Annotated in this window: 18 protein-coding genes; 15 read left to right on the top strand and 3 right to left on the bottom strand. The window is 69.6% G+C overall.

Annotated features, from left to right (window positions below; genetic code table 11):
- The first annotated feature begins 50 nt into the window (after positions 1-50).
- From ASG62_RS22935 to ASG62_RS22945, 3 genes are all read left to right on the top strand, one after another.
- Positions 51-1,622, top strand: a complete 1,572-nt coding sequence (locus tag ASG62_RS22935) for a GMC family oxidoreductase (protein WP_056693035.1) — start codon at positions 51-53, stop codon at positions 1,620-1,622.
- Positions 1,623-1,737: 115 nt separating this feature from the next.
- Positions 1,738-2,532, top strand: a complete 795-nt coding sequence (locus ASG62_RS22940) for an SDR family NAD(P)-dependent oxidoreductase (protein WP_056693032.1) — start codon at positions 1,738-1,740, stop codon at positions 2,530-2,532.
- A gap of 79 nt (positions 2,533-2,611) precedes the next feature.
- A complete protein-coding gene (locus tag ASG62_RS22945) occupies positions 2,612-3,715 on the top strand; it encodes a glycerol dehydrogenase (RefSeq protein ID WP_056693029.1) in 1,104 nt (367 codons plus the stop codon).
- A gap of 43 nt (positions 3,716-3,758) precedes the next feature.
- Here ASG62_RS22945 and ASG62_RS22950 read toward each other — a convergent pair whose 3' ends face one another.
- Together ASG62_RS22950 and ASG62_RS22955 are read right to left on the bottom strand one after the other, a co-directional pair.
- The gene (locus tag ASG62_RS22950) at positions 3,759-4,694 is read right to left on the bottom strand and encodes an AraC family transcriptional regulator (RefSeq protein ID WP_082537108.1); all 936 of its coding nucleotides are present in this window, start codon (positions 4,692-4,694) and stop codon (positions 3,759-3,761) included.
- A gap of 46 nt (positions 4,695-4,740) precedes the next feature.
- Positions 4,741-5,742, bottom strand: coding sequence for a VOC family protein (locus ASG62_RS22955; protein ID WP_056693200.1), 1,002 nt, complete (start codon positions 5,740-5,742; stop codon positions 4,741-4,743).
- 242 nt (positions 5,743-5,984) lie between these two features.
- Between ASG62_RS22955 and ASG62_RS22960 the strand changes: the two genes are divergently transcribed.
- From ASG62_RS22960 to ASG62_RS22985, 6 genes are all read left to right on the top strand, one after another.
- The gene (locus ASG62_RS22960) at positions 5,985-6,632 is read left to right on the top strand and encodes a hydrolase (RefSeq protein WP_056693197.1); all 648 of its coding nucleotides are present in this window, start codon (positions 5,985-5,987) and stop codon (positions 6,630-6,632) included.
- A 125-nt stretch (positions 6,633-6,757) separates the two neighbouring features.
- The gene (locus ASG62_RS22965; RefSeq protein ID WP_056693027.1) at positions 6,758-7,027 is read left to right on the top strand and encodes a XapX domain-containing protein; all 270 of its coding nucleotides are present in this window, start codon (positions 6,758-6,760) and stop codon (positions 7,025-7,027) included.
- Positions 7,027-8,994 carry an amidohydrolase gene (locus tag ASG62_RS22970; RefSeq protein ID WP_056693024.1) on the top strand — a complete coding sequence of 656 codons (1,968 nt, stop codon included), beginning with the start codon at positions 7,027-7,029 and terminating at the stop codon, positions 8,992-8,994. Before ASG62_RS22965 ends, ASG62_RS22970 begins: the two co-directional genes overlap by 1 nt.
- Position 8,995: 1 nt before the next feature.
- Positions 8,996-9,469 (top strand): DoxX family protein, encoded by a 474-nt coding sequence (locus ASG62_RS22975; protein ID WP_056693021.1) that lies wholly within the window; start codon positions 8,996-8,998, stop codon positions 9,467-9,469.
- 137 nt (positions 9,470-9,606) lie between these two features.
- Positions 9,607-10,443 (top strand): alpha/beta fold hydrolase, encoded by an 837-nt coding sequence (locus tag ASG62_RS22980; RefSeq protein ID WP_413814230.1) that lies wholly within the window; start codon positions 9,607-9,609, stop codon positions 10,441-10,443.
- A 92-nt stretch (positions 10,444-10,535) separates the two neighbouring features.
- Positions 10,536-12,182, top strand: a complete 1,647-nt coding sequence (locus ASG62_RS22985) for an MFS transporter (RefSeq protein WP_056693013.1) — start codon at positions 10,536-10,538, stop codon at positions 12,180-12,182.
- 250 nt (positions 12,183-12,432) lie between these two features.
- On the opposite strand, the gene ASG62_RS22990 is transcribed toward ASG62_RS22985, so the two are convergent.
- Positions 12,433-12,642 (bottom strand): hypothetical protein, encoded by a 210-nt coding sequence (locus ASG62_RS22990; RefSeq protein WP_056693009.1) that lies wholly within the window; start codon positions 12,640-12,642, stop codon positions 12,433-12,435.
- Positions 12,643-12,944: 302 nt separating this feature from the next.
- Between ASG62_RS22990 and ASG62_RS22995 the strand changes: the two genes are divergently transcribed.
- The 6 genes from ASG62_RS22995 to ASG62_RS23025 all read left to right on the top strand — a co-directional run bounded on the left by ASG62_RS22995 (position 12,945) and on the right by ASG62_RS23025 (position 19,939).
- Positions 12,945-13,748, top strand: a complete 804-nt coding sequence (locus ASG62_RS22995; protein ID WP_056693004.1) for a MetQ/NlpA family ABC transporter substrate-binding protein — start codon at positions 12,945-12,947, stop codon at positions 13,746-13,748.
- A 52-nt stretch (positions 13,749-13,800) separates the two neighbouring features.
- Positions 13,801-14,982 carry a methionine ABC transporter ATP-binding protein gene (locus tag ASG62_RS23000; RefSeq protein WP_082537107.1) on the top strand — a complete coding sequence of 394 codons (1,182 nt, stop codon included), beginning with the start codon at positions 13,801-13,803 and terminating at the stop codon, positions 14,980-14,982.
- Positions 14,975-15,628, top strand: coding sequence for a methionine ABC transporter permease (locus tag ASG62_RS23005; RefSeq protein ID WP_056693000.1), 654 nt, complete (start codon positions 14,975-14,977; stop codon positions 15,626-15,628). Before ASG62_RS23000 ends, ASG62_RS23005 begins: the two co-directional genes overlap by 8 nt.
- 304 nt (positions 15,629-15,932) lie before the next feature.
- A complete protein-coding gene (locus ASG62_RS23015; RefSeq protein ID WP_056692991.1) occupies positions 15,933-17,183 on the top strand; it encodes an SfnB family sulfur acquisition oxidoreductase in 1,251 nt (416 codons plus the stop codon).
- 10 nt (positions 17,184-17,193) lie between these two features.
- Positions 17,194-18,432: an SfnB family sulfur acquisition oxidoreductase gene (locus tag ASG62_RS23020; protein WP_056692988.1), complete on the top strand. Its 1,239-nt coding sequence runs from the start codon at positions 17,194-17,196 to the stop codon at positions 18,430-18,432.
- Between the two features lie 130 nt (positions 18,433-18,562).
- On the top strand, positions 18,563-19,939 hold the full coding sequence (locus tag ASG62_RS23025) for an LLM class flavin-dependent oxidoreductase (protein ID WP_056692985.1): 1,377 nt from the start codon (positions 18,563-18,565) through the stop codon (positions 19,937-19,939).
- The last annotated feature ends 3 nt before the right edge of the window (positions 19,940-19,942 follow it).

Here is a 19,942-nt window from a genome sequence, read left to right on the forward strand (position 1 = left end):
GGCCGCGACGACGCGCGAAGACGCGTCTCGCCCGAGGGAGGACAACGACCATGACAGACCTGAAGCAGAGCTACGACATCGTCATCATCGGCGCGGGCGTCGGCGGCGGCGCGCTCGCCAACGCGCTGGCCGCGCCCGGCCGCGAGATCCTGATGATCGAGCGCGGGCCCCGCCTGCCCCGCGAGCCCGACAATTGGAGCGTCGACGCCGTCTTCCACAAGCGCAAGTATGCCGCCAAGGAACAGTGGCGCGACAAGAACGGCGAGCTCTTCAGCCCCTCGACCTACTATTATGTCGGCGGCAATTCGAAGTTCTTCGGCGCGGCCACCGTGCGCTTCCGCAAGGAGGATTTCGGCGCGCTGGAGCACGAGGCGGGCGTCGCCCCGGCCTGGCCGGTCTCCTACGAGACCTTCGAGCCCTACTATGCCCGGGCCGAACGCCTGATGGGCACGCATGGACAGGCCGGGCTCGACCCGATCGAGCCTCCGCGCTCGGGCCCGATGCCCTTTCCCGCGATCGGCCACGAGCCCGAGATCGCCGCCTTCGAGACCAAGCTGCGCGCCAAGGGGCTGCATCCCTTCCCGCTGCCGATCGCGATCGACTATCACGACGGCGGCGCCTGCGCCCGCTGCGCGACCTGCGACGGCTTCGCCTGCAAGATCGGCGCCAAGGGCGACGCCGAGGTCCGGCTCGTCAATCCCGCGCTCGCCAAGGGCGGCGTCACGCTCCTGACCGAGGCCTTCGTCCACCGGCTCGTCACCGACCCGTCGGGGGCGAGCGTCACCGCCGTCGAGCTGGAGCATGGCGGGCAGAGGCACACCGTCCGGGCGAAGATCTTCGTCTCGGCGGCGGGCGCGATCAACTCCTCCGCGCTCCTCCTGCGCTCGGCCAACGACAAGCATCCGCGCGGGCTCGGCAACAACACGTCCGACCAGCTCGGCCGCAACTACATGGCCCACAACAACACCGCCATGATGGCGATCTCGCCCTTCAAGAAGAACCGCGTCGTCTTCCAGAAGTCGATGGCGATCAACGACTTCTACCTCGCCAATGCCGAGCGCCCCTATCCGCTCGGCAATGTCCAGGGCCTCGGCAAGCTGCAGGCGGGCATGCTGACGGCGAGCGTCAAATGGGCGCCCGAGCGCATGATGGCGCTCTTCGCCGAGCGCTCGGTGGACTGGTGGCTGATGTCGGAGGACCTGCCCGATCCGAACAACCGCGTCAGCGTCGACGCCGACGGCAAGATCCGCCTCGCCTATACCGAGAACAACCTGAAGTCCCATGGCGAGCTGGTGAAGGTCTGGAGCCGCATGATGCGCCAGCTCGGCTATCCGATCATCGTCACGCAGAAGATGGACATCAAGGTCTCCATGCACCAATGCGGCACCGCCCGCTTCGGCACGGACCCCTCGACCTCCGTCCTCGACACCGACTGCAAGGTCTGGGACGTCGACAATCTCTACGTGGTGGACGCCTCCTTCCTGCCCTCCTCCACCGGGTTCAATCCGTCGCTGACCATCGTGGCGCAGGCGCTGCGCACGAGCGAGCGGATCCTGAAGGAGCTCGGCGAGAGCGAGCTCGTCATGCCGCCCATCCGCATGCCGGAGACCGTCGCCGCCTGAGGCGGCGGCCGCATCCCAAGAGACCGGCCGCAAAGGCCGCGAGAAGGCCGCCCCGGCTTGTCCGGGCGCGGCCCGCGAAACACCCATATCCAGATCCGGGAGGACCAGAAGACCCATGGCCGCCAAACGAGACTACACGCGCCTGTTCGATCTCACCGGCCGCAAGGCGATCGTCACGGGCGGCTCGCGCGGCATCGGCCGCGCGCTGAGCGAGGCGCTCGCCGCGCAGGGCGCCGATGTCGCCGTCGTCGTCAGGTCCTCGCTGGAGATCGCCGAGGACCTCGTCGAAGCGCTGAACGCCGGCGGCGGCGACAGTTTCGCGATCAAGGCCGACGTCTCGCAGCCCGCCGATGTCGAGCGCATCGCGGCCGAGATCGAGGCGCGCTGGGGCCGCGCCGACATTCTCGTCAACAATGCCGGGATCATCCATCCCGGTCCGATCGACGACTTCCCGCTCGATCTCTGGCGCGACACGATGAGCGTCAATGTGGAGGGCGTCCTCCTCATGTCGCAGGCGATCGGGCGCATGATGATCCGCCAGAAGTCCGGCTCGATCGTCAATATCGGCTCCATGTCCGGCCGCATCGTGAACTGGCCGTTCCGCCACTCCGCCTACAACGTCTCGAAGGCGGCGGTTCACATGCTGACCAAGTGCCTGGCGACGGAATGGGCCGAGCACGGCATCCGCGTCAACGCGATCGCGCCCGGCTACATCCTCACCGAACTCACCGAGGACGTGCTGCGCGAGAATCCGGACGTCGTGAAAAACCATTGGGCGAAGGGCGCGGTCATGGACCGCATCGGCACGGTGGACGAGCTGGCCGGCGCCGTCGTCTATCTGGCGAGCGACGCCGCCTCCTTCACCACGGGCGAGATCCACACGGTCGACGGCGGCCTGACGCTGCGCTGACGCGGCGCGCCCTCTCCCTTTTCCCCTCCTCTCCGGCAGTTCCAGATCGCCGGCATTTCCAGATCGAAGGACCGAGATCATGACCCAACGCGGCTACGGCGGACCGCTCCGCTACGTCCAGGGGCCCGGCACCGTCGCCGATATCGGGCGCTACGCCGCACCGCTCGGAAGCCGTGCGCTGCTCATCGTCGACGGCTTCTTCTGGGACACGCTGCGGCCCGAGATCGAGGCGGCGCTGACGCAAGCCGGCGTTTCCGCCGTCTCCCTGCGCTTCGGAGGCGAGTCCTCGGAGACTGAGATCGCGCGCTGCGTGGCGGCGGGGCGGGAGCACGGCGCCGGCGTCGTCATCGGGCTCGGCGGCGGCAAGGCGCTCGACACCGGCAAGATCGCCGCCTTCCATATCGGCGCGCGCATCGTCACCGTGCCGACCATCGCCTCGACGGATTCGCCCACGAGCTCGCTCGGCGTCGTCTACTCGCCGGAGGGCGTCTACGACCGCGTCGTGCGCTGCGGGCGCAATCCCGACGTCGTCCTCGTCGACAGCGAGCTGATCGTGCAGGCGCCCGCGCGCTTCCTCGCGTCCGGCATGGGCGACGCGCTGTCCACCTGGTACGAGGCGCGCTCCAACATCGAATCGCGCTCGCGCAACTATATCGGCGAGGGCTATGCCGCCTCGATCGGCGGCTATGCCATCGCCCGCGCCTGCCACGACACGCTGATGCGCGACGGGCGCGCGGCCTTCGCCGCGGCCAAGGCGGGGCGCCTGACGCCGGCGGTCGAGAACATCATCGAGGCGAACACGCTTCTCTCCGGCCTCGGCTTCGAGAATTGCGGCGTCTCGGCCGCGCACGGCATCCACGACGCGCTGACCGTGCTCGAGCCCACGCACCACTTCTTCCACGGCGAGAAGGTCGCCTTCGGCGTCCTCTGCCTTCTCGTTCTCGAAAACCGCCCGCCCGAGGAGTTCGCCGAGGCGCTCTCCTTCTGCCGCGACCTCGGCCTGCCGACGAAGCTTGCCGATCTCGGCCTCGGCGACGTGTCGGCGACGGACATGGCGCGGGTCGGCGAAGCCGCGATGCTGCCGGGCAGCGTCGTCCACTCCGTCCCCGTGGACCTCACCGCCCGCAAGATCGCCGACTGCATCGTCACGGCGAGCGCCTTGGCGGAGGGCGGCAGCGCCTGATACCGACGGCCGCCCCGCCGGAGCCGGCCTTCGAGGGTTCCGCTCAGCTTCGAACGGCGCGGCGCCAGGCGCCGGGGCTGGTTCCGACCGTGCGAGTGAAGACGCGGGTGAAATAGCTCTGGTCGCCGAAGCCGCAGATCAGCGCGATGTCGGCGAGCGGAAGGGCGGAGCCGAGGAGGTGGGTCTTGGCCTCCTCGATCCGCAGCCGCGTCAGCTGCTCGTGCGGGCTGAGGCCGGTGGAGCGCCTGAAGGCCTTGGCGAAGTGGCTCGGGCTCAGCCGGCATTCGCGTGCGATGTCGGCGATGGTGATGGGCGCGGCGAGGCGGGCCTGCATGATCTCCAGGGCCCGCCGCTCCTGCCAGGGCGCAAGGCCGCTCTCGGAGGCAGGCGTCTTCGGCAGGCGCAGGCCGCCGCAGCGCTCGGCGACATAGGTGAGGATGCCGAGCCCGATCTGCTCGGCGAAGAGCGGATTGGCCGTCTCCAGCTCCGGCGGCGCGGCCATGACCAGCCGGCAGAGCTGGCCGAGCAGCGGATCGGCCTCGTTGGAGGGCATGGCGAGGCTGTCCGACACCCTCGCGCCGGTTTCGGCGGCGAGATCGTCCAGCGCGGATTTCGCGATGTAGACGTGGACGGAATCGAAGGGCCCGGTGATTCGGCTCTGCGATGGCTGCGAGAGATCGATCATCTTGGCCGTCTCGGCGGCGATGCCGCAGTCCTGGGTCGGGCGGCCGTCGTCCCAGAGCTCCAGCCGCTCGATGGGCGCCAGCTTGTAGGTCAGGCTATAGGCCTCGTCGGGCTGGCTCGGCTCCGTGCGGTCGTATCCGATCGGGTCCGCAAGGGTCAGGCGCGTGACCGCGAGGCGGCTTCGCCCGTTCTTGGAAAGGCGCAGAAGGGGCTGGGCGGCGATGCCGAGATAGGCGCCGAGCGCGTCGCCGTGAAGCTCCCGGCGCTCTCCCGTCTTTCCACGCGGTGGTGTCATGGCGACGAGCCCTCGACCGTTCGTTGATCACACCGCCATACCATCATCACGCCGATTTGTCCGTCTCCGATCGATCGAACGGATCGTTCGCCAGCGCGCGCGCGCTCGCGATCCTGGGAAGAAGCGCCTCCAGCTCGCCACGCCGCGCTTCCAGAAAAGGCGGCAGCGCGAGCTTTTCTCCCAGACGGTCGAGGGGTTCGTCGATGGCGAAGCCCGGCCCGTCCGTCGCGATCTCGAGGAGAAGACCACAGGTCGAGCGAAAGTTGACGGAGCGGAAATAGGTCCGGTCCTTCGGCACCGTCGCGGAAATCGCGTAGCGCGCGAGAAGCTCGGCCGCCATCCGGTCCTCGGCCGCCGCGTCCGGCGCGCGGAAGGCGGCGTGGTGGATGCTGCCCGCCCCGAGCCGCCCGCGCGCCACCGGCCCCGCCTGATCGAGCGTGATCGTGCCGCCGGGTCCGGCATGGCCGACGAGGCGGGTCGAGCAGCCCTCGCGGGCGATCTCGGCAAAGCCCAGCACCCCGCAGAGAAGCTCCCCGATCGGCGCGGCCTCGCGCACGGTGAGGACGAGGTCGTGCAGGCCCTGCACCGCCGCCTCGGCGGGAATGCCGGCCGCATGCCATTCGAGTGCGGGGCCGGGCGCCGGGTCTTCGACGACCGGCCCCTCCACCAGAGCCAGGAGCGCCCCGTCGGGGTCCTCGAAGAGGAGACCCGTCTCGCCGAAGCGCAGCTGCCGCGTGGAATGGGCGATGCCGTGCGCGTCGAGCCGCCGGCGCCAGGCGCCGAGCGCGCCCGGCGGCACGCGCAGCGAAGTGCGCCACGCCTCGCAGGCGCCGCGCCGGCCGCGCGCCACGCCCTGCCAGGGAAAGAGCGTCAGGAGCGTGCCCGGCCGGCCCGCTCCGTCGCCGAAGCAGAGGTGATAGGTGCCGGGGTCCTCGTGCGAGACCGTGCGCTTGACGAGGCGCAGGCCGAGAACGGAGCCGTAGAAACGGCAGGAGCGCGCGGCGTCGCTCGAAACCAGCGTGACGTGGTGGAGCCCGCCTCCGCTCATGCCCTTCAACTCCACAAATCCCAGCGCCCTCCATAGGCGAGGCGGCAAGGCCCGTCTTGCACAAGTTCGCGCCCTTCGACGGACGAAGCCGGTCCAATCATCCGGTTCCGGTCGATCGGACCGGAAACCGGATCAGCGGGCAAACGTCCAAAGGAACGGGCAAGCCGACAAGACCGATCCCTCCCCGGACGTCCATGGATTCGTCACATCGAAACCGCCGTCGAGAGGACGATCCCATGGCCATAAAGGCGACCCCCACACCCGGCTCCCGCCTCGTCTCGCCCAGCGACCACGCGCTGATCCTCATCGACTTCCAGTCGCAGATGTCCTTCGCGACCAAATCGATCGATTCGGCCAATCTGCGCACCAATGCCGCGCTGGTCTCGCGCGCCGCCGCCGGTTTCAAGGTGCCGACGATCCTCACCACCGTCGCCGAGAAGACCTTTTCCGGCCCGATGTTCGAGGAGATCACCTCCGCCTTTCCCGGCCAGGCGCTGCTCGACCGCACCTCGATGAACACCTGGGAAGACGCCGCCGTCATCGCCGAGGTCAACCGGATCGGCCGCACGCGCCTCGTCTTCGCCGGTCTCTGGACCTCGGTCTGCATCGTCGGCCCGACGCTGTCCGCCCTCGACCAGGGCTTCGAGGTCTACGCCATCACCGATGCTTGCGGCGACATCTCGACCGAAGCGCACGAGCGCGCCGTGGAGCGGATGATTCAGGCGGGCGTGCAGCCCATGACCTCGCTTCAATATCTCCTGGAGCTTCAGCGCGACTGGGCGCGCACCGAGACCTACGAGATGACCACCGGCATCGCCAAGACCTACGGCGGCGCCTACGGCATCGGCATCACCTATGCCAAGACCATGTTCGGCGCCCACGAGGGCTGAACCGCGACACGGAAAGTAAGCCGGCTCTTGATTCCGGCTGCCATCGCTCGGCGCATGCCCTCCCGAAGCCCTCTCCTGGGGGATGGGGATGCGCCGCATCGCGACGCCAACGCAAGGAGGCGGGGATGAAGATGTATCTCCTGTCCGTGGGTGCCGGGCTTCTCGTCGGCATCGTCTACGCGCTTCTCGACGTGCGCTCGCCCGCCCCGCCGGTCGTGGCGCTGGTCGGGCTGCTCGGCATTCTCGTCGGCGAGCAGATTCCGCCGCTCGTGAAGACGCTTCTCACGGGCGGGCCGTCGGCTTCGGCGGTGCTGCGCCATCGGGTCCACCCGCATGTCTTCGGCCCCCTGCCGAGAGGCGCGGCGCCCGAGGCCGAGCCCCGGAGCGAGAGCTGATGCCGAACCGCCGAACCTTTCTCCAGGCGGCCTCCGCCCTTGCCCTGACCGGCGCCGGCCACGCCGCGCCAACCCAAGGAGATGCCAGCGTGACCGCCGATCTCATCCTCCGCGACGGGCGCGTCACGACGCTCGACCGCACCAACCCCAGCGCCGAGGCCGTCGCCATCAAGGACGGGCTCTTCCTCGCCGTCGGCACCACGGCGGACGTCATGGCCCATGCGGGGCCGGCGACGCGGGTGATCGACCTGAAGGGCCGGCGCGTCCTGCCCGGCCTCATCGACAACCATCTCCACATCATCCGGGGCGGGTTGAACTTCAACATGGAGCTGCGCTGGGACGGCGTGCGATCGCTCGCCGACGCGATGGACATGCTGAAGCGGCAGGTGGCGGTGACGCCGCCGCCGCAATGGGTGCGCGTCGTCGGCGGCTTCACCGAGCACCAGTTCGCCGAGAAGCGCCTGCCGACGATCGAGGAGATCAACCAGGCGGCGCCGGACACGCCGGTCTTCCTCCTCCACCTCTACGACCGGGCGCTTCTGAACGGCGCCGCGCTCCGGGCGGTCGGCTACACGAAGGACACGCCCGCGCCCGAGGGCGGCGAGATCGTGCGCGACGCCTCGGGCAATCCGACCGGGCTTCTCCTGGCCAAGCCGAACGCCGCGATCCTCTATGCGACGCTCGCCAAGGGACCGAAGCTGCCCTTCGACTATCAGGTCAATTCCACGCGCCACTTCATGCGCGAGTTGAACCGGCTCGGCGTCACCGGCGCGATCGACGCGGGCGGCGGCTTCCAGAACTATCCCGACGACTACGCCGTCGTGCAGAAGCTCTCCGACGAGAAGCAGCTCACCGTCCGTCTCGCCTACAATCTCTTCACGCAGAAGCCGAAGGAGGAGAAGGCCGACTTCCTCGCCTGGACGGCCAACTCCAAGTACAAGCAGGGCGACGACTACTTCCGCCACAACGGCGCGGGCGAGATGCTCGTCTTCTCCGCCGCCGACTTCGAGGACTTCCGGGTCGAGCGGCCGGACATGCCGGCGGAGATGGAAGACGATCTGGAGGGCGTCGTGCGCGTGCTCGCCGAGAACCGCTGGCCCTGGCGCATGCACGCGACCTACGACGAGACGATCTCGCGCGCCCTCGACGTCTTCGAAAAGGTGAACCGGGACGTGCCGCTGGCCGGCCTCAACTGGTTCTTCGACCATGCCGAGACGATCTCGGACCGATCGATCGACCGCATCGCCGCGCTCGGCGGCGGCATCGCCGTGCAGCACCGCATGGCGTTTCAGGGCGAGTATTTCGTGGAGCGCTACGGCGCGGCCGCCGCGGAGGCGACGCCCCCCGTCGCGCGCATTCTCGACAAGGGCGTGAAGACCTCGGCGGGCACGGACGCGACGCGCGTCGCCTCCTACAATCCCTGGGTCTCGCTCGCCTGGCTCATCACCGGGCGCACCGTCGGGGGCCTGCGCATCACGCCGCAGCGCAACTGCCTCGACCGCGAGACGGCCCTGCGCATGTGGACCGAGAACGTCACCTGGTTCTCCAACGAGGAGGGCCGGAAGGGGCGGATCGAAGCCGGCCAGTTCGCCGATCTCGTCGTTCCCTCCAAGGACTTCTTCGCCTGCGCGGAGGACGAGATCTCGCATCTCACCGCCGATCTGACGATGGTCGGCGGGCGCGTCGTCTACGGCGCCGGCGACTTCTCGGCCGAGGACGAGACCGACATTCCGCAGCCCATGCCCGACTGGTCGCCGGTGCGCACCTTCGGCGGCTACGGCGCCTGGGGCGAGCCGGAGCGCGCGGGCGCGAACTCGCTCCGCCGGACGGCGATCTCCAGCTGCGGCTGCGCCAGCGCCTGCGGCGTGCATGGGCACGACCATGCCGGCGCCTGGGCGGGCAAGATGCCGGTGGCAGACCTCAAGAGCTTCTGGGGCGCGCTCGGCTGCGCCTGCTGGGCGGTCTGACATGGCGACGGGAACCCTCGCTCCGACCGCCGCTCCCGCCCGCTCGAAGGCGGCGGGCGCCCTGCATGCCCTTGCGCTGCTCGCGCTCTGCTCGGCCTATCTCCAGGGCTCGCTGACCAAGCTCTTCGATTTCGGCGGGGCCATCGCGGAGATGGAGCATTTCGGCCTCGCGCCGCCCGTCCCCTTCGCCTTCGGCGTGATCGCGCTCGAGATCGGCGCCTGCGTCCTCGTTCTCTCCGGCTTCCATCGCTGGCTCGGCGCGCTGGCGCTGGCGCTCTTCACGCTGGCCGCGACGCTGGTCGCGCTGCGCTTCTGGGAGATGCCGGCGGGCTTCGAGCGCCAGATGGCGACCAACGCCTTCTTCGAGCATCTGGGCCTTGCCGGCGCCTTCCTGCTGGTGGCGCTCGCGGACCTTGCCCGGGGCGGCGCGCCCCATGCCCCGCGACCCCATGCCCCGCGAGGAGACACGCGATGACCGACAAGCCTCATCCCCTCTCCCTCACGCGGCGCCAGACGCTGGCGGGGGGCGCCGCCCTTGCGGCGGCCTCGGTCCTGCCGGACCTCGCGACTGCCGCGCAGACATCATCATCGAAACCAAGCGGAGACCTCACCATGGGCACGATCACGACGAAGGACGGCACCGAGATCTTCTACAAGGACTGGGGCTCCAAGGACGCCCAGCCCATCATGTTCCACCATGGCTGGCCGCTTTCCGCGGACGACTGGGACGCGCAGATGCTGTTCTTCCTCCGACACGGCTTTCGCGTCGTCGCGCACGACCGCCGCGGCCACGGGCGCTCCGCCCAGGTCTCGGACGGCCACGACATGGACCATTACGCCGCCGATGCCTTCGCGGTCGTCGAGGCGCTGGATCTGCGCAACGCCGTCCATATCGGCCATTCCACCGGCGGCGGCGAGGTCGCCCGCTACGTGGCGAAGCATGGCGAGCCGAGCGGGCGCGTCGCCAAGGCGGTTCTCGTCAGCGCCGTCCCGCCGCTGATGCTGAAGACGGACGCTAATCCGGAAGGACTGCCGATCGAGGTCTTCGACGGCTTCCGGAAGGGGACGGCCGAGAACCGGGCGCAGACCTTCCTCGACGTCGCCGCGGGGCCCTTCTACGGCTTCAACCGCGGGGGCGCCAAGGCCTATCCGGGCGTCGTCCAGAACTGGTGGCGGCAGGGCATGATGGGCAGCGCGAAGGCCCATTACGACGGCATCAAGGCCTTCTCGGAGACGGACCAGACCGAGGACCTCAAGGCGATCACCGTGCCGGTGCTCGTCCTGCATGGCGACGACGACCAGATCGTGCCGATCGCGGACGCGGCCCTGAAGTCGATCAAGCTTCTGAAAAACGGCACGCTCAAGGTCTATGCCGGCTATCCGCACGGCATGCTGACGACCCATGCCGAGGTCCTCAACGCGGACCTCCTCGCCTTCATCAAGGCCTGAGCGAGGGTCCGGGCCGTCCGCTTCCGGGCGGGCGGCTCTATGGCCCGACAGTCCCCGGCTCGCCGGGCGCGACGACCGAGGAGGCATATGCGATGACCACCGAACCCTCTGCGCCGGCGCCGTCCCTGCCGGCACCCTCCCCGGGAAGCTTCGCGCCGCTGCGCCACGCGACCTTCGCGGTGCTCTGGGGCGCGACCGTACTCGGCAACACCGGCAGCTTCATGCGCGACGTCGCCAGCTCCTGGCTGGTGACGGACCTCTCGGCCTCGCCGGCCGCCGTCGCGCTGATCCAGGCGGCGGGCACGCTGCCCATCTTCCTCCTCGCCATTCCAGCCGGCGTCCTCTCCGACATTCTGGACCGGCGACGCTTCCTGATCGCGGCGCAGGTCTTTCTCGCGCTCGTCAGCCTGTCGCTTCTCCTCCTGTCGCGAACGGGCCTTCTCACCATCGAGGCGCTGGTCGGCCTCACCTTCCTCGGCGGCGTCGGCGCCGCACTGGTCGCGCCGGCCTGGCAGTCGATCGTGCCCGAGCTCGTGCCGCGCGCGGAGCTGAAGAGCGCGGTGGCGCTGAACTCGCTCGGCATCAACATCGCCCGCTCGATCGGGCCGGCCATGGGCGGGCTGCTTCTCGCGAGCTTCGGCGCCGCCGTCACCTACGGCGCCGACGTCGCGAGCTACATCCTCGTCATTTCCGCGCTTCTCTGGTGGAAGCGTCCGCCGGCCTCCGACGACGCGCTGGCGGAGCATTTCGGCGGGGCCTTCCGGGCGGGACTGCGCTATGCGCGGGCCAGCCGCGAGCTTCACCGGGTCCTGTTGCGCGCGGCGGTCTTCTTCGCGCTCGCCAGCGCCGTCTGGGCGCTGCTGCCGCTGGTGGCGCGCCAGCTTCTGGGCGGCGACGCCGGCTTCTACGGCATTCTCCTCGGCGCGGTCGGGGCCGGCGCCATCGGCGGCGCGCTGGTCATGCCGCGGCTTCGCGCCCGGCTGGATGCAGACGGGCTGATCCTCCTCGCCTCGCTGGTCACGGCCGGCGTCATGGCGCTCCTGGCGCTCTCGCCGCCGCGCCTTCTCGCCCTGCCGCTGCTCTTCGTCCTCGGCGGCGCCTGGATCACGGCCCTCACCACGCTGAACGGCACGGCGCAGGCGATCCTGCCCAACTGGGTGCGGGGCCGCGCGCTCGCCGTCTATCTCACCGTCTTCAACGGCGCGATGACGGTCGGCAGCATCGCCTGGGGCCTCGTCGCGCAGGAGATCGGCATTCCGGCCGCGCTGGTCGCGGGCGCGGTGGCGCTCGCCGCCTTCGCCCTTCTCCTCCACCGGGCGAAGCTGCCGACGGGGGAGGTCGATCTCCTGCCCTCCAACCACTGGCCCGAGCCGCTCCTCGCCGCAGCCGTCGCCGACGACCGCGGGCCCGTCATCATCACGATCGAGTATCGCGTGACGGCCGAGGACCGCCCGGCCTTCCTCGCCGAGCTCCGGCGCTTTTCTGCCTCGCGCCGGCGCGACGGCGCCTATGCCTGGGGCGTCAGCGAGGATTCGGCGGAGCCCGGCACGATCGTCGAGTGGTTCTTCGTGGAATCCTGGGCCGAGCACCTGCGCCAGCATCGGCGGGTCTCCAAGGCGGATGCCGATGTCCAGGCCGGCGTCACGCGGTTCCACCAGGGCCCCGAGAGCCCGAAGGTCCGGCATCTCCTAGCGCTCGACGCTGCCCGCGCGCCGAAGCCCTTGTCCGATCCGGCCTGATCGCACGATCGGACGAGAAAAAGGGCGAAGTCGGTCGCATCGGCCTCGCCCCTTCAAACGGACGGATATCCCTCCGCCATGCGAAACGCCCCGAACGCGCGCTCATTACGTAGCCGGCTTATATTTTAGGTCGCGCGTAAGGGCTCAACCCGTCGATTGCACAGAGAACGGCACGCGGCAGGCCCGCCATCCGGCGCCCAAAACCGTCCGTCCGCTCGTTTCCCCAAGCGATCGGAGGCGGCCGCCTCTTCTATCTCGACCAGAGAATCGGCGAGCCGAAGACGATGGCGCTGCGGCCGAGCCGGGTCGGGTGCAGGGCGCCGTCGGCCTCGTCCACCATGTCCAGCCCCTTCAGCCGGCCGAGGACGATGGCGTCCGGGCGGACCTTGGGCGGCGCGCTGAGGGCGATGTGCCGAAGCGTTTCCCATTCGTGGCGGGTGAGGCTGTGGGGTAGAGACATGGTCGCAAATCACTGGGAGGAAAAGGTTCTTCTAGGAAGGCGTCATGAACGCAACATGACGCCCGTTCGTTCCACGCCGAGGTGCCGGACACGGCGATTCCCTTGGCGCCGAATCGCAAAACGAAACTCACGGGCGCCGAGATAAGAGCATTATCTATCTTCTCGATAGATATAAAAGGTCTAAGATCCCCGTCATGACCGACGGCGCCCCGGGCGATCGGAGCCGGTTCGAGACCGCTCGAGCCGCCCTGCTGGCCGGGCCGCCGACCCGACGCTCAACGACCTCTCTTTCGGGATCGCCCATGAAATCCTTCCTCCTCGCCGGCATCGCAAGCGCCCTCCTCCTCTCCGTCTCGCCGGGCATCGCCGCCTCGCTGAAGATCGGCGTGACGCCCGGCGCCTATGCCGATTCGGTGGCGACCGCCGCCGAGGAGGCGAAGGCGCAGGGGCTGGACGTCGAGGTCGTCGAATTTTCCGACTGGACGACGCCGAACATCGCGCTGCAGGCAGGCGACATCGACGCCAACTACTTCCAGCACAAGCCGTTCCTCCACAATGCGATCGCCGATCGCGGCTACGACTTCACCGATATCGGCATCGGCACGCTCGCCAATATCGGCCTCTATTCGCTGAAGCATAAGTCCTTCGACGAGATCCCGGAGGGCGGCTCGGTCGCCATCGCCAACGATCCGGTGAACCAGGGCCGCGGGCTCCTGCTCCTGGAAAAGGCCGGTCTCATCAAGCTGAAGGAGGGCGTCGGCTTCAAGGGAACGCTCGACGACATCGTGGAGAACCCAAGGAAGCTGACCTTCACCGAGGTCGAGGGGCCGCAGCTCGTCCGCGTCACCGGCGATGTGGACCTCGCGCTCGGCTATCCGCATTTCATCGTCGCCGCCAAGGCCTTCGATCCCGCGAGCGGGCTCATCTATTCCGGCATCGACGACCGCCAGTTCGCCATCCGCTTCGTCGTGAAGAAGGATCGCGCGGAGGATGCCGACCTGAAGAAGTTCGTGACGATCTACCAGACCTCTCCGAAGGTCCGCGAGACGATCGGCAAGGCCTTCGCCAACGATCCCAAGCTCTACACGATCGCCTGGGAAGAGTGAGCTTCGGACGAGAGACGCGCCCCCCTCCCGAAACGCACAGAGGAGCCCGCTCATGACCGACACGGCATCCGCAGGGACGCTGACGCGCCGGGGCCTGTTCCCGGCCGAACCCGGCCGGCGCGCGGGCGAGCCCGCGACGGCCAAAAGGTCCGTCGCCCGTCTGCCGGCGGGCACGCCTTCCATCGTCGCCGGACAGGCGGGGTCGGTGCGCTTCGAAGGCATCGGCAAGACCTACGACGCGGCGGGGGGCAAGGGCGCGGCCGCCGGGGTCCGGGCGCTTCACGGCATCGACATCGAGGTGCCGGCGGGCCGCATCTTCGGAATTATCGGGCGGTCCGGCGCGGGCAAGTCGAGCCTCCTCCGGCTGGTCAACCGGCTGGAAAGCCCGACCGAGGGCCGCATTCTCGTCGACGGCGAGGACATCGCCGCCTTCGGCGAGGATGCGCTCGTGGCGCTGCGCCGGCGCGTCGGCATGATCTTCCAGCACTTCAACCTTCTCTCGGCCAAGACCGTGCGCGAGAACGTCGCGCTGCCGCTGCTCGTCGCCGGCGTCTCCCGGCCCGAGATCGACCGCCGCGTGGACGAGGTGCTTCGCCTCGTCGGGCTGGAGGGCAAGCACGACGACTATCCCTCCCGCCTCTCCGGCGGGCAGAAGCAGCGCGTCGGCATCGCGCGCGCTTTGGTCAGCGGGCCGGAAATCCTCCTTTGCGACGAGGCGACCTCGGCGCTCGACCCCGAGACGACGCTCCAGATCCTGGCGCTCCTGAAGGACATCAACCGCCGGCTCGGGCTGACCATCATCCTCATCACCCACGAGATGAGCGTCATCCGCGAGATCTGCGACCGGGTGCTCGTGCTCGACCGGGGCGAGGTCGCCGAGACCGGCGCGGTCTGGGAGGTCTTCGGCGATCCCCGCCATGCCGCCACCAAGGCCCTGCTCCAGCCGCTGGCGCGCGGCCTACCCGAGGATCTCGCCTCGCGGCTGCGTCCCGAGCGGGACCGGCGGGCCGGCGAGGAGGCGATCGTGGAGCTGCGTTACGACGGCCGAACCGAGCCCGATCTCCTGGCGCTCGCCCGGCCCTTCGGCGCCGTGCGCCTGATCGACGCCGCCCTCGATCGGATCGAGGGCCACACCCATGGCCGGCTCGTGCTCGCCGCCGCGCTCGCGCCCGGCGAAGAGCTGCCGGACCTTGCCGCCCTCGGGCGCGACGCGAAGGTGCTCGGCTATGTCTGAACAGATGATCGCCCGCCTCCTCCAGGCGCTTCAGGATACGATCGCCATGGTCGGCCTCTCCGCCGGCATCGCGCTCGTCGCCGGCATTCCGATCGCGCTCTTCCTCGTCCTCTCCGCGCCCGGCGGCATCGTCGAGGCGCCGCGCACGCACCGGGTCGTGGCCGCCCTCATCAACGGATTCCGCGCGACGCCCTTCATCGTCCTCCTCGTCGCGCTGCTGCCGCTGACGCGGCTGATCACGGGCACGACGATCGGCGTCTGGGCGGCGATCGTGCCGCTCGCCATCTCGGCCACGCCCTTCTTCGCGCGCATCGCCGAGGTTTCCCTGCGCGAGGTCGAGCCGGGGCTGATCGAGGCCGCGCAGGCCATCGGCTGCCGTCGGCGCCACATCGTGCGCCACGTCCTTTTGCCCGAGGCCCTGCCCGGCCTCGTCGGCGGCTTCACCATCACCGTCGTCTCCATGATCGGCGCCTCGGCCATGGCCGGCGCGGTCGGGGCGGGCGGGCTCGGCGATCTCGCCATCCGCTACGGCTACCAGCGCTTCGACACGACCGTCATGGCGGTCGTCATCGTGGTGCTGATCGCGCTCGTCTGCCTCGTCCAGTTCGCCGGCGATCTCGCCGTGCGACGCCTGCGCGCCCGCTAGAACATGATGAGGTTTGATATGGTCATTCTGTTTGCTGCGGCTGATGCGATCCGCGAGGAGAAGGGCAAGTCGACCAAAACATCCGTTTTGGTCGGAGTACCGGGGGTACGGCCGCAGCCCTTCGACACGGCGGGCGCGCGGCCGCAGCAAACCCGAAGGGCCAGCCGTCCTCGCACCAAATCCTTCGGGCCACGGCTCGAACGTAGCACCGCTACGTCCGTCGCCCTGTCCCTCGACCTTGGCACGAGGACGGCTGGCAGAATGACCATACCAAACCTCATCATGCTCTAGAGGGAGCCGGGCGATGATCGGCGGATCTCTCTCTCCCAAGGACGCGTCGGAGGCGGCAAAGCGCAGCCCCCTGCCCCCGACCCGGCCGCATCTCATCGGCGACGATGCTGAGGCGCTGGACGTCGCCCGGCGCCTTGCCGCCGATTTCGCGGTGGGGGCCGCCCAGCGCGATGCCGAGCGGCGCCTGCCCTTCGAGGAGATCGAGCGCTATACGGCGAGCGGCCTCGGCGGCATCACCATCCCGCGCGAACATGGCGGGGCCGACGTCTCCTTCGTCACGCTCGCGGAGGTCTTCGCGATCCTCTGCGCGGCCGATCCGGCGCTTGGCCAGATCCCGCAGAACCAGTTCGGCGTCATCGCTCTCCTGCGCGAACACGGCACGCCCGAGCAGAAGGCGCGGCTCTTCGCCGATGTCCTCGCCGGCAAGCGCATCGGCAATGCCGGCCCCGAAAAGGGCGGCGCCTCCATGCTCCACATGAAGACGCGGCTTACCCGGACGCCGGAGGGCCTCCGCCTCACCGGCCGGCGCTTCTATTCGACCGGCGCCATCTTCGCCCACTGGATTCCGACCCGCGCCCTCGACGAGGAGGACCGGCCCGTTCAGGTCTGGGTGCCGCACGACGCGCCGGGCGTCACCGTGATCGACGACTGGTCCTCCTTCGGCCAGCGCACCACGGCCAGCGGCTCGGTCGTCTTCGACAACGTCTCCATCGATCCCGGCGACGTGCTGCCCGTCCATGCCTTCGCGGAGCGGCCGGGCCTGTCCGGCCCGATCTCGCAGATCATCCAGGCCGCGATCGATCTCGGCATCGCGCGCGGCGCCTTCGCCGATACGCTCGCCTTCGTCCGCGACCGGTCGCGGCCCTGGATGGATTCCGGGGTTGCCGCGGCCGTCGAGGACCCGACGATCCGCCAGTCCGTCGGCGGGCTCGCGACCAACCTCCACGCCGCCGAAGAGGTGCTGCGCGAGGCCGCCGAGGTGCTCGACCGGATCGCGGCGAAGCCGGTGACGGACCTCTCCAGCGCCGAGGCCTCGCTCGCCGTCGCGGAGGCGAAGATCCTGACGACGGAGATCGCGCTGGAAGCGAGCGAGACGCTCTTCGACCTCGCGGGTTCCTCGGCCACGCGGGCCGCGCACAATCTCGACCGGCACTGGCGCAATGCCCGCGTCCACACGCTGCACGACCCCGTCCGGTGGAAGTTCCATCTCCTCGGCAACCATGCCCTGAACGGCGCGCTGCCCCGCCGCCACCAGTGGAACTGAGGGGGACAGGATGGATTCGCGAACCGCATTGGAAGCCGTGGAAGGGCCCTCGCTGCCCCTGCGCCCCGCCCATGTCATCCGCGACGATGCGGAAGCGCTCGACATCGCCCGGCGGCTCGCCGAGGAGTTCCGCGCCGGCGCCCTTCTCCGCGACCGGGACCGGCGCCTGCCCTGGGCCGAGCTCGACCGCTTTTCCGAGAGCGGCCTCTGGGGCGTCACCGTCCCGCGGGCGTTCGGCGGGCCGGGGGTCTCCAACGGCACGCTTGCCGAGATCGTCGCGATCATCGCGGCCTCGGACGGCTCGCTCGGGCAGATCCCGCAGAACCATTTCTACGCGCTGGAGGTCCTGCGCGTCGGCGGCTCGTGGGAGCAGCAGGCCGAGTTCTTCGGCCGGGCGCTCCGGGGCGAGCGCTTCGGCAACGCGCTGGCCGAGATCGGCTCGAAGGACTTCCTGCGCCGCACGAAGCTGATCCGCCGGCCGGGCGGTCTCTTCGTCGACGGCGCCAAGTTCTACTGCACCGGGGCGATCTACGCCCATTGGATTCCCGTGGCGGTCGTCTCCGACGAGGCGGAGGGGCCGGCCTCCCATCTCGTCTTCGTGCCGCGTTCGGCGCCGGGCGTCGTCGTGACCGACGACTGGGACGGCTTCGGCCAGCGCGTCACCGGCAGCGGCTCCGTGCGCTTCGACGAGGTGCGCGTCGAGCCGCATTGGGTCGTGCCCTTCGGCGCCTCCTTCGCCCGCCCGACGACGATCGGCCCGGTCGCGCAGATCATGCACGCCGCGATCGATCTCGGCATCGGCCGCGAGGCGGAGGCCGACATGCTGCGCTTCATCCGCGAACGCGCGCGGCCCTGGATCGACAGCGGCGTCGCCAAGGCGTCCGACGATCCCTTGACCCTGCAGGCGGTCGGCGAGGTGCGCGTTCGCCTGCGCGCGGCCGAGGCGCTTCTGCGGCGCGCCGGGCGCATCGTCGACGCGGCGCAGGCCGACATGACCGAGGACAGCGTGGCGGCGGCCTCCGTCGCGGTGGCCGAGGCGCGCATCCTCACGACCAAGGCCGGGCTTCTGGCGGCGACCAAGCTCTTCGAGCTGTCCGGCACGTCCTCGACGCTCGCCGAGGATCGTCACGACCGCCACTGGCGCAACGTGCGCACCCACACGCTGCACGATCCCGTGCGGTGGAAATACCAGGCGGTCGGCCGCTATCACCTGACGGGCGAGCGCCCGCCGCGCCACGGCGCGATCTGATCCGCAGCATCCGCCGCCCGAACCGGCATCGCCGTCTCGCGGAGTCCGATGCGTCGGATCGAGGGGATGGAGCGTTCTCCGGTCGAGCGAGAGACACGCGCCCCGCAAGGCGCGACATGAAAGGTTTTCGATGAGCCCCCGCAAAGAGATCCTGCTCAACGCCTTCACGATGAACTGCGTCGGGCACATCAATCACGGCCTCTGGACGCATCCGCGAGACCGCTCCAGCGACTACAAGCGCTTGGACTACTGGACGGATCTGGCCGAGACGCTGGAGAGAGGCCTCTTCGACGCGATGTTCATCGCCGACATCGTCGGGGTCTACGACGTCTACCGGGATTCGATCGACCTCACGGCGCGCGAGAGCATCCAGCTTCCCGTGAACGATCCGACCCTTCTCGTCCCCGCCATGGCTGCGGTGACGAAGAACCTCGGCTTCGGCGTCACGGTGAACACGGCGGTCGAGCACCCCTATACGTTCGCCCGCCGCTTCTCGACGCTCGACCACCTGACGGAGGGGCGGATCGGCTGGAACATCGTGACGGGCTATCTCGACAGCGCCGCGCGCGGCGTCGGCAAATCGGCCATGGCCGAGCACGACACGCGATACGACCGGGCGGACGACTATCTCGACCTTCTCTACAAGCTCTGGGAAACGAGCTGGGAGGATGGCGCGGTGCTGAACGACAAGGCCGGGCGCCTCTATGCCGACCCCGCGAAGATCCACGAGATCCGGCACGAGGGTCCGTTCTACCAGTCGCGGGGCTATCATCTCAGCGAGCCCTCGCCGCAGCGGACGCCGGTGCTCTTCCAGGCCGGCACGTCCGGGCGGGGCCAGCGCTTCGCGGCGCGCCATGCCGAGTGCATCTTCATCTCCGCCTCCGATCCCGCCGCCGCGCGCAACGTCTCGGCCGAGCTGCGCGCGGCGGCGGTCGCGGCCGGCCGCCGGGCCGACGACATCCGCATCCTCGTCGGCCTCAGCGTCGTCACCGGCGAGACCGACGCCCTGGCCGAGGAGAAGCTCCAGGAATACCTGACCTATGCCAATCCGGAGGCGGGCCTCGCCCATTTCGCCGCCGGCAGCGGCATCGACTTTTCCACCTACGGGCTCGACGACGAGATCACCTACGGTCCGACCAACGCCATCCAGTCGACGACCGCCGTCGCGCGCCAGAAGCGCCTGACCCGGCGCCAGCTTCTGGAGCAGCTGCGGCTCGGCGGGCGCTATCCGCTGATCGTCGGCAGCGGCGACACGGTCGCGGCCGAGATGCAGCGCTGGATCGAGGAGGGCGAGATCGACGGCTTCAACCTCACGCGCACGGTCGTGCCGGAAAGCTGGGTGGATTTCATCCGCTTCGTCGTCCCGGCCCTGCAGGAGCGCGGCATCTACAAGACGGAGCCGCGCGGCGGAACGCTGCGCCGGCACATTTTCGGCGAAGGCGACCGCCTGCCCGCCCGCCATGCCGGCCTCCAGCCCCTGCGCCTGCAGACGGGCTCGGCCGCGTAAAGG

The sequence above is a fragment of the Aureimonas sp. Leaf427 genome (genome assembly GCF_001425485.1).
In the GTDB taxonomy this organism is placed as follows: domain Bacteria; phylum Pseudomonadota; class Alphaproteobacteria; order Rhizobiales; family Rhizobiaceae; genus Plantimonas.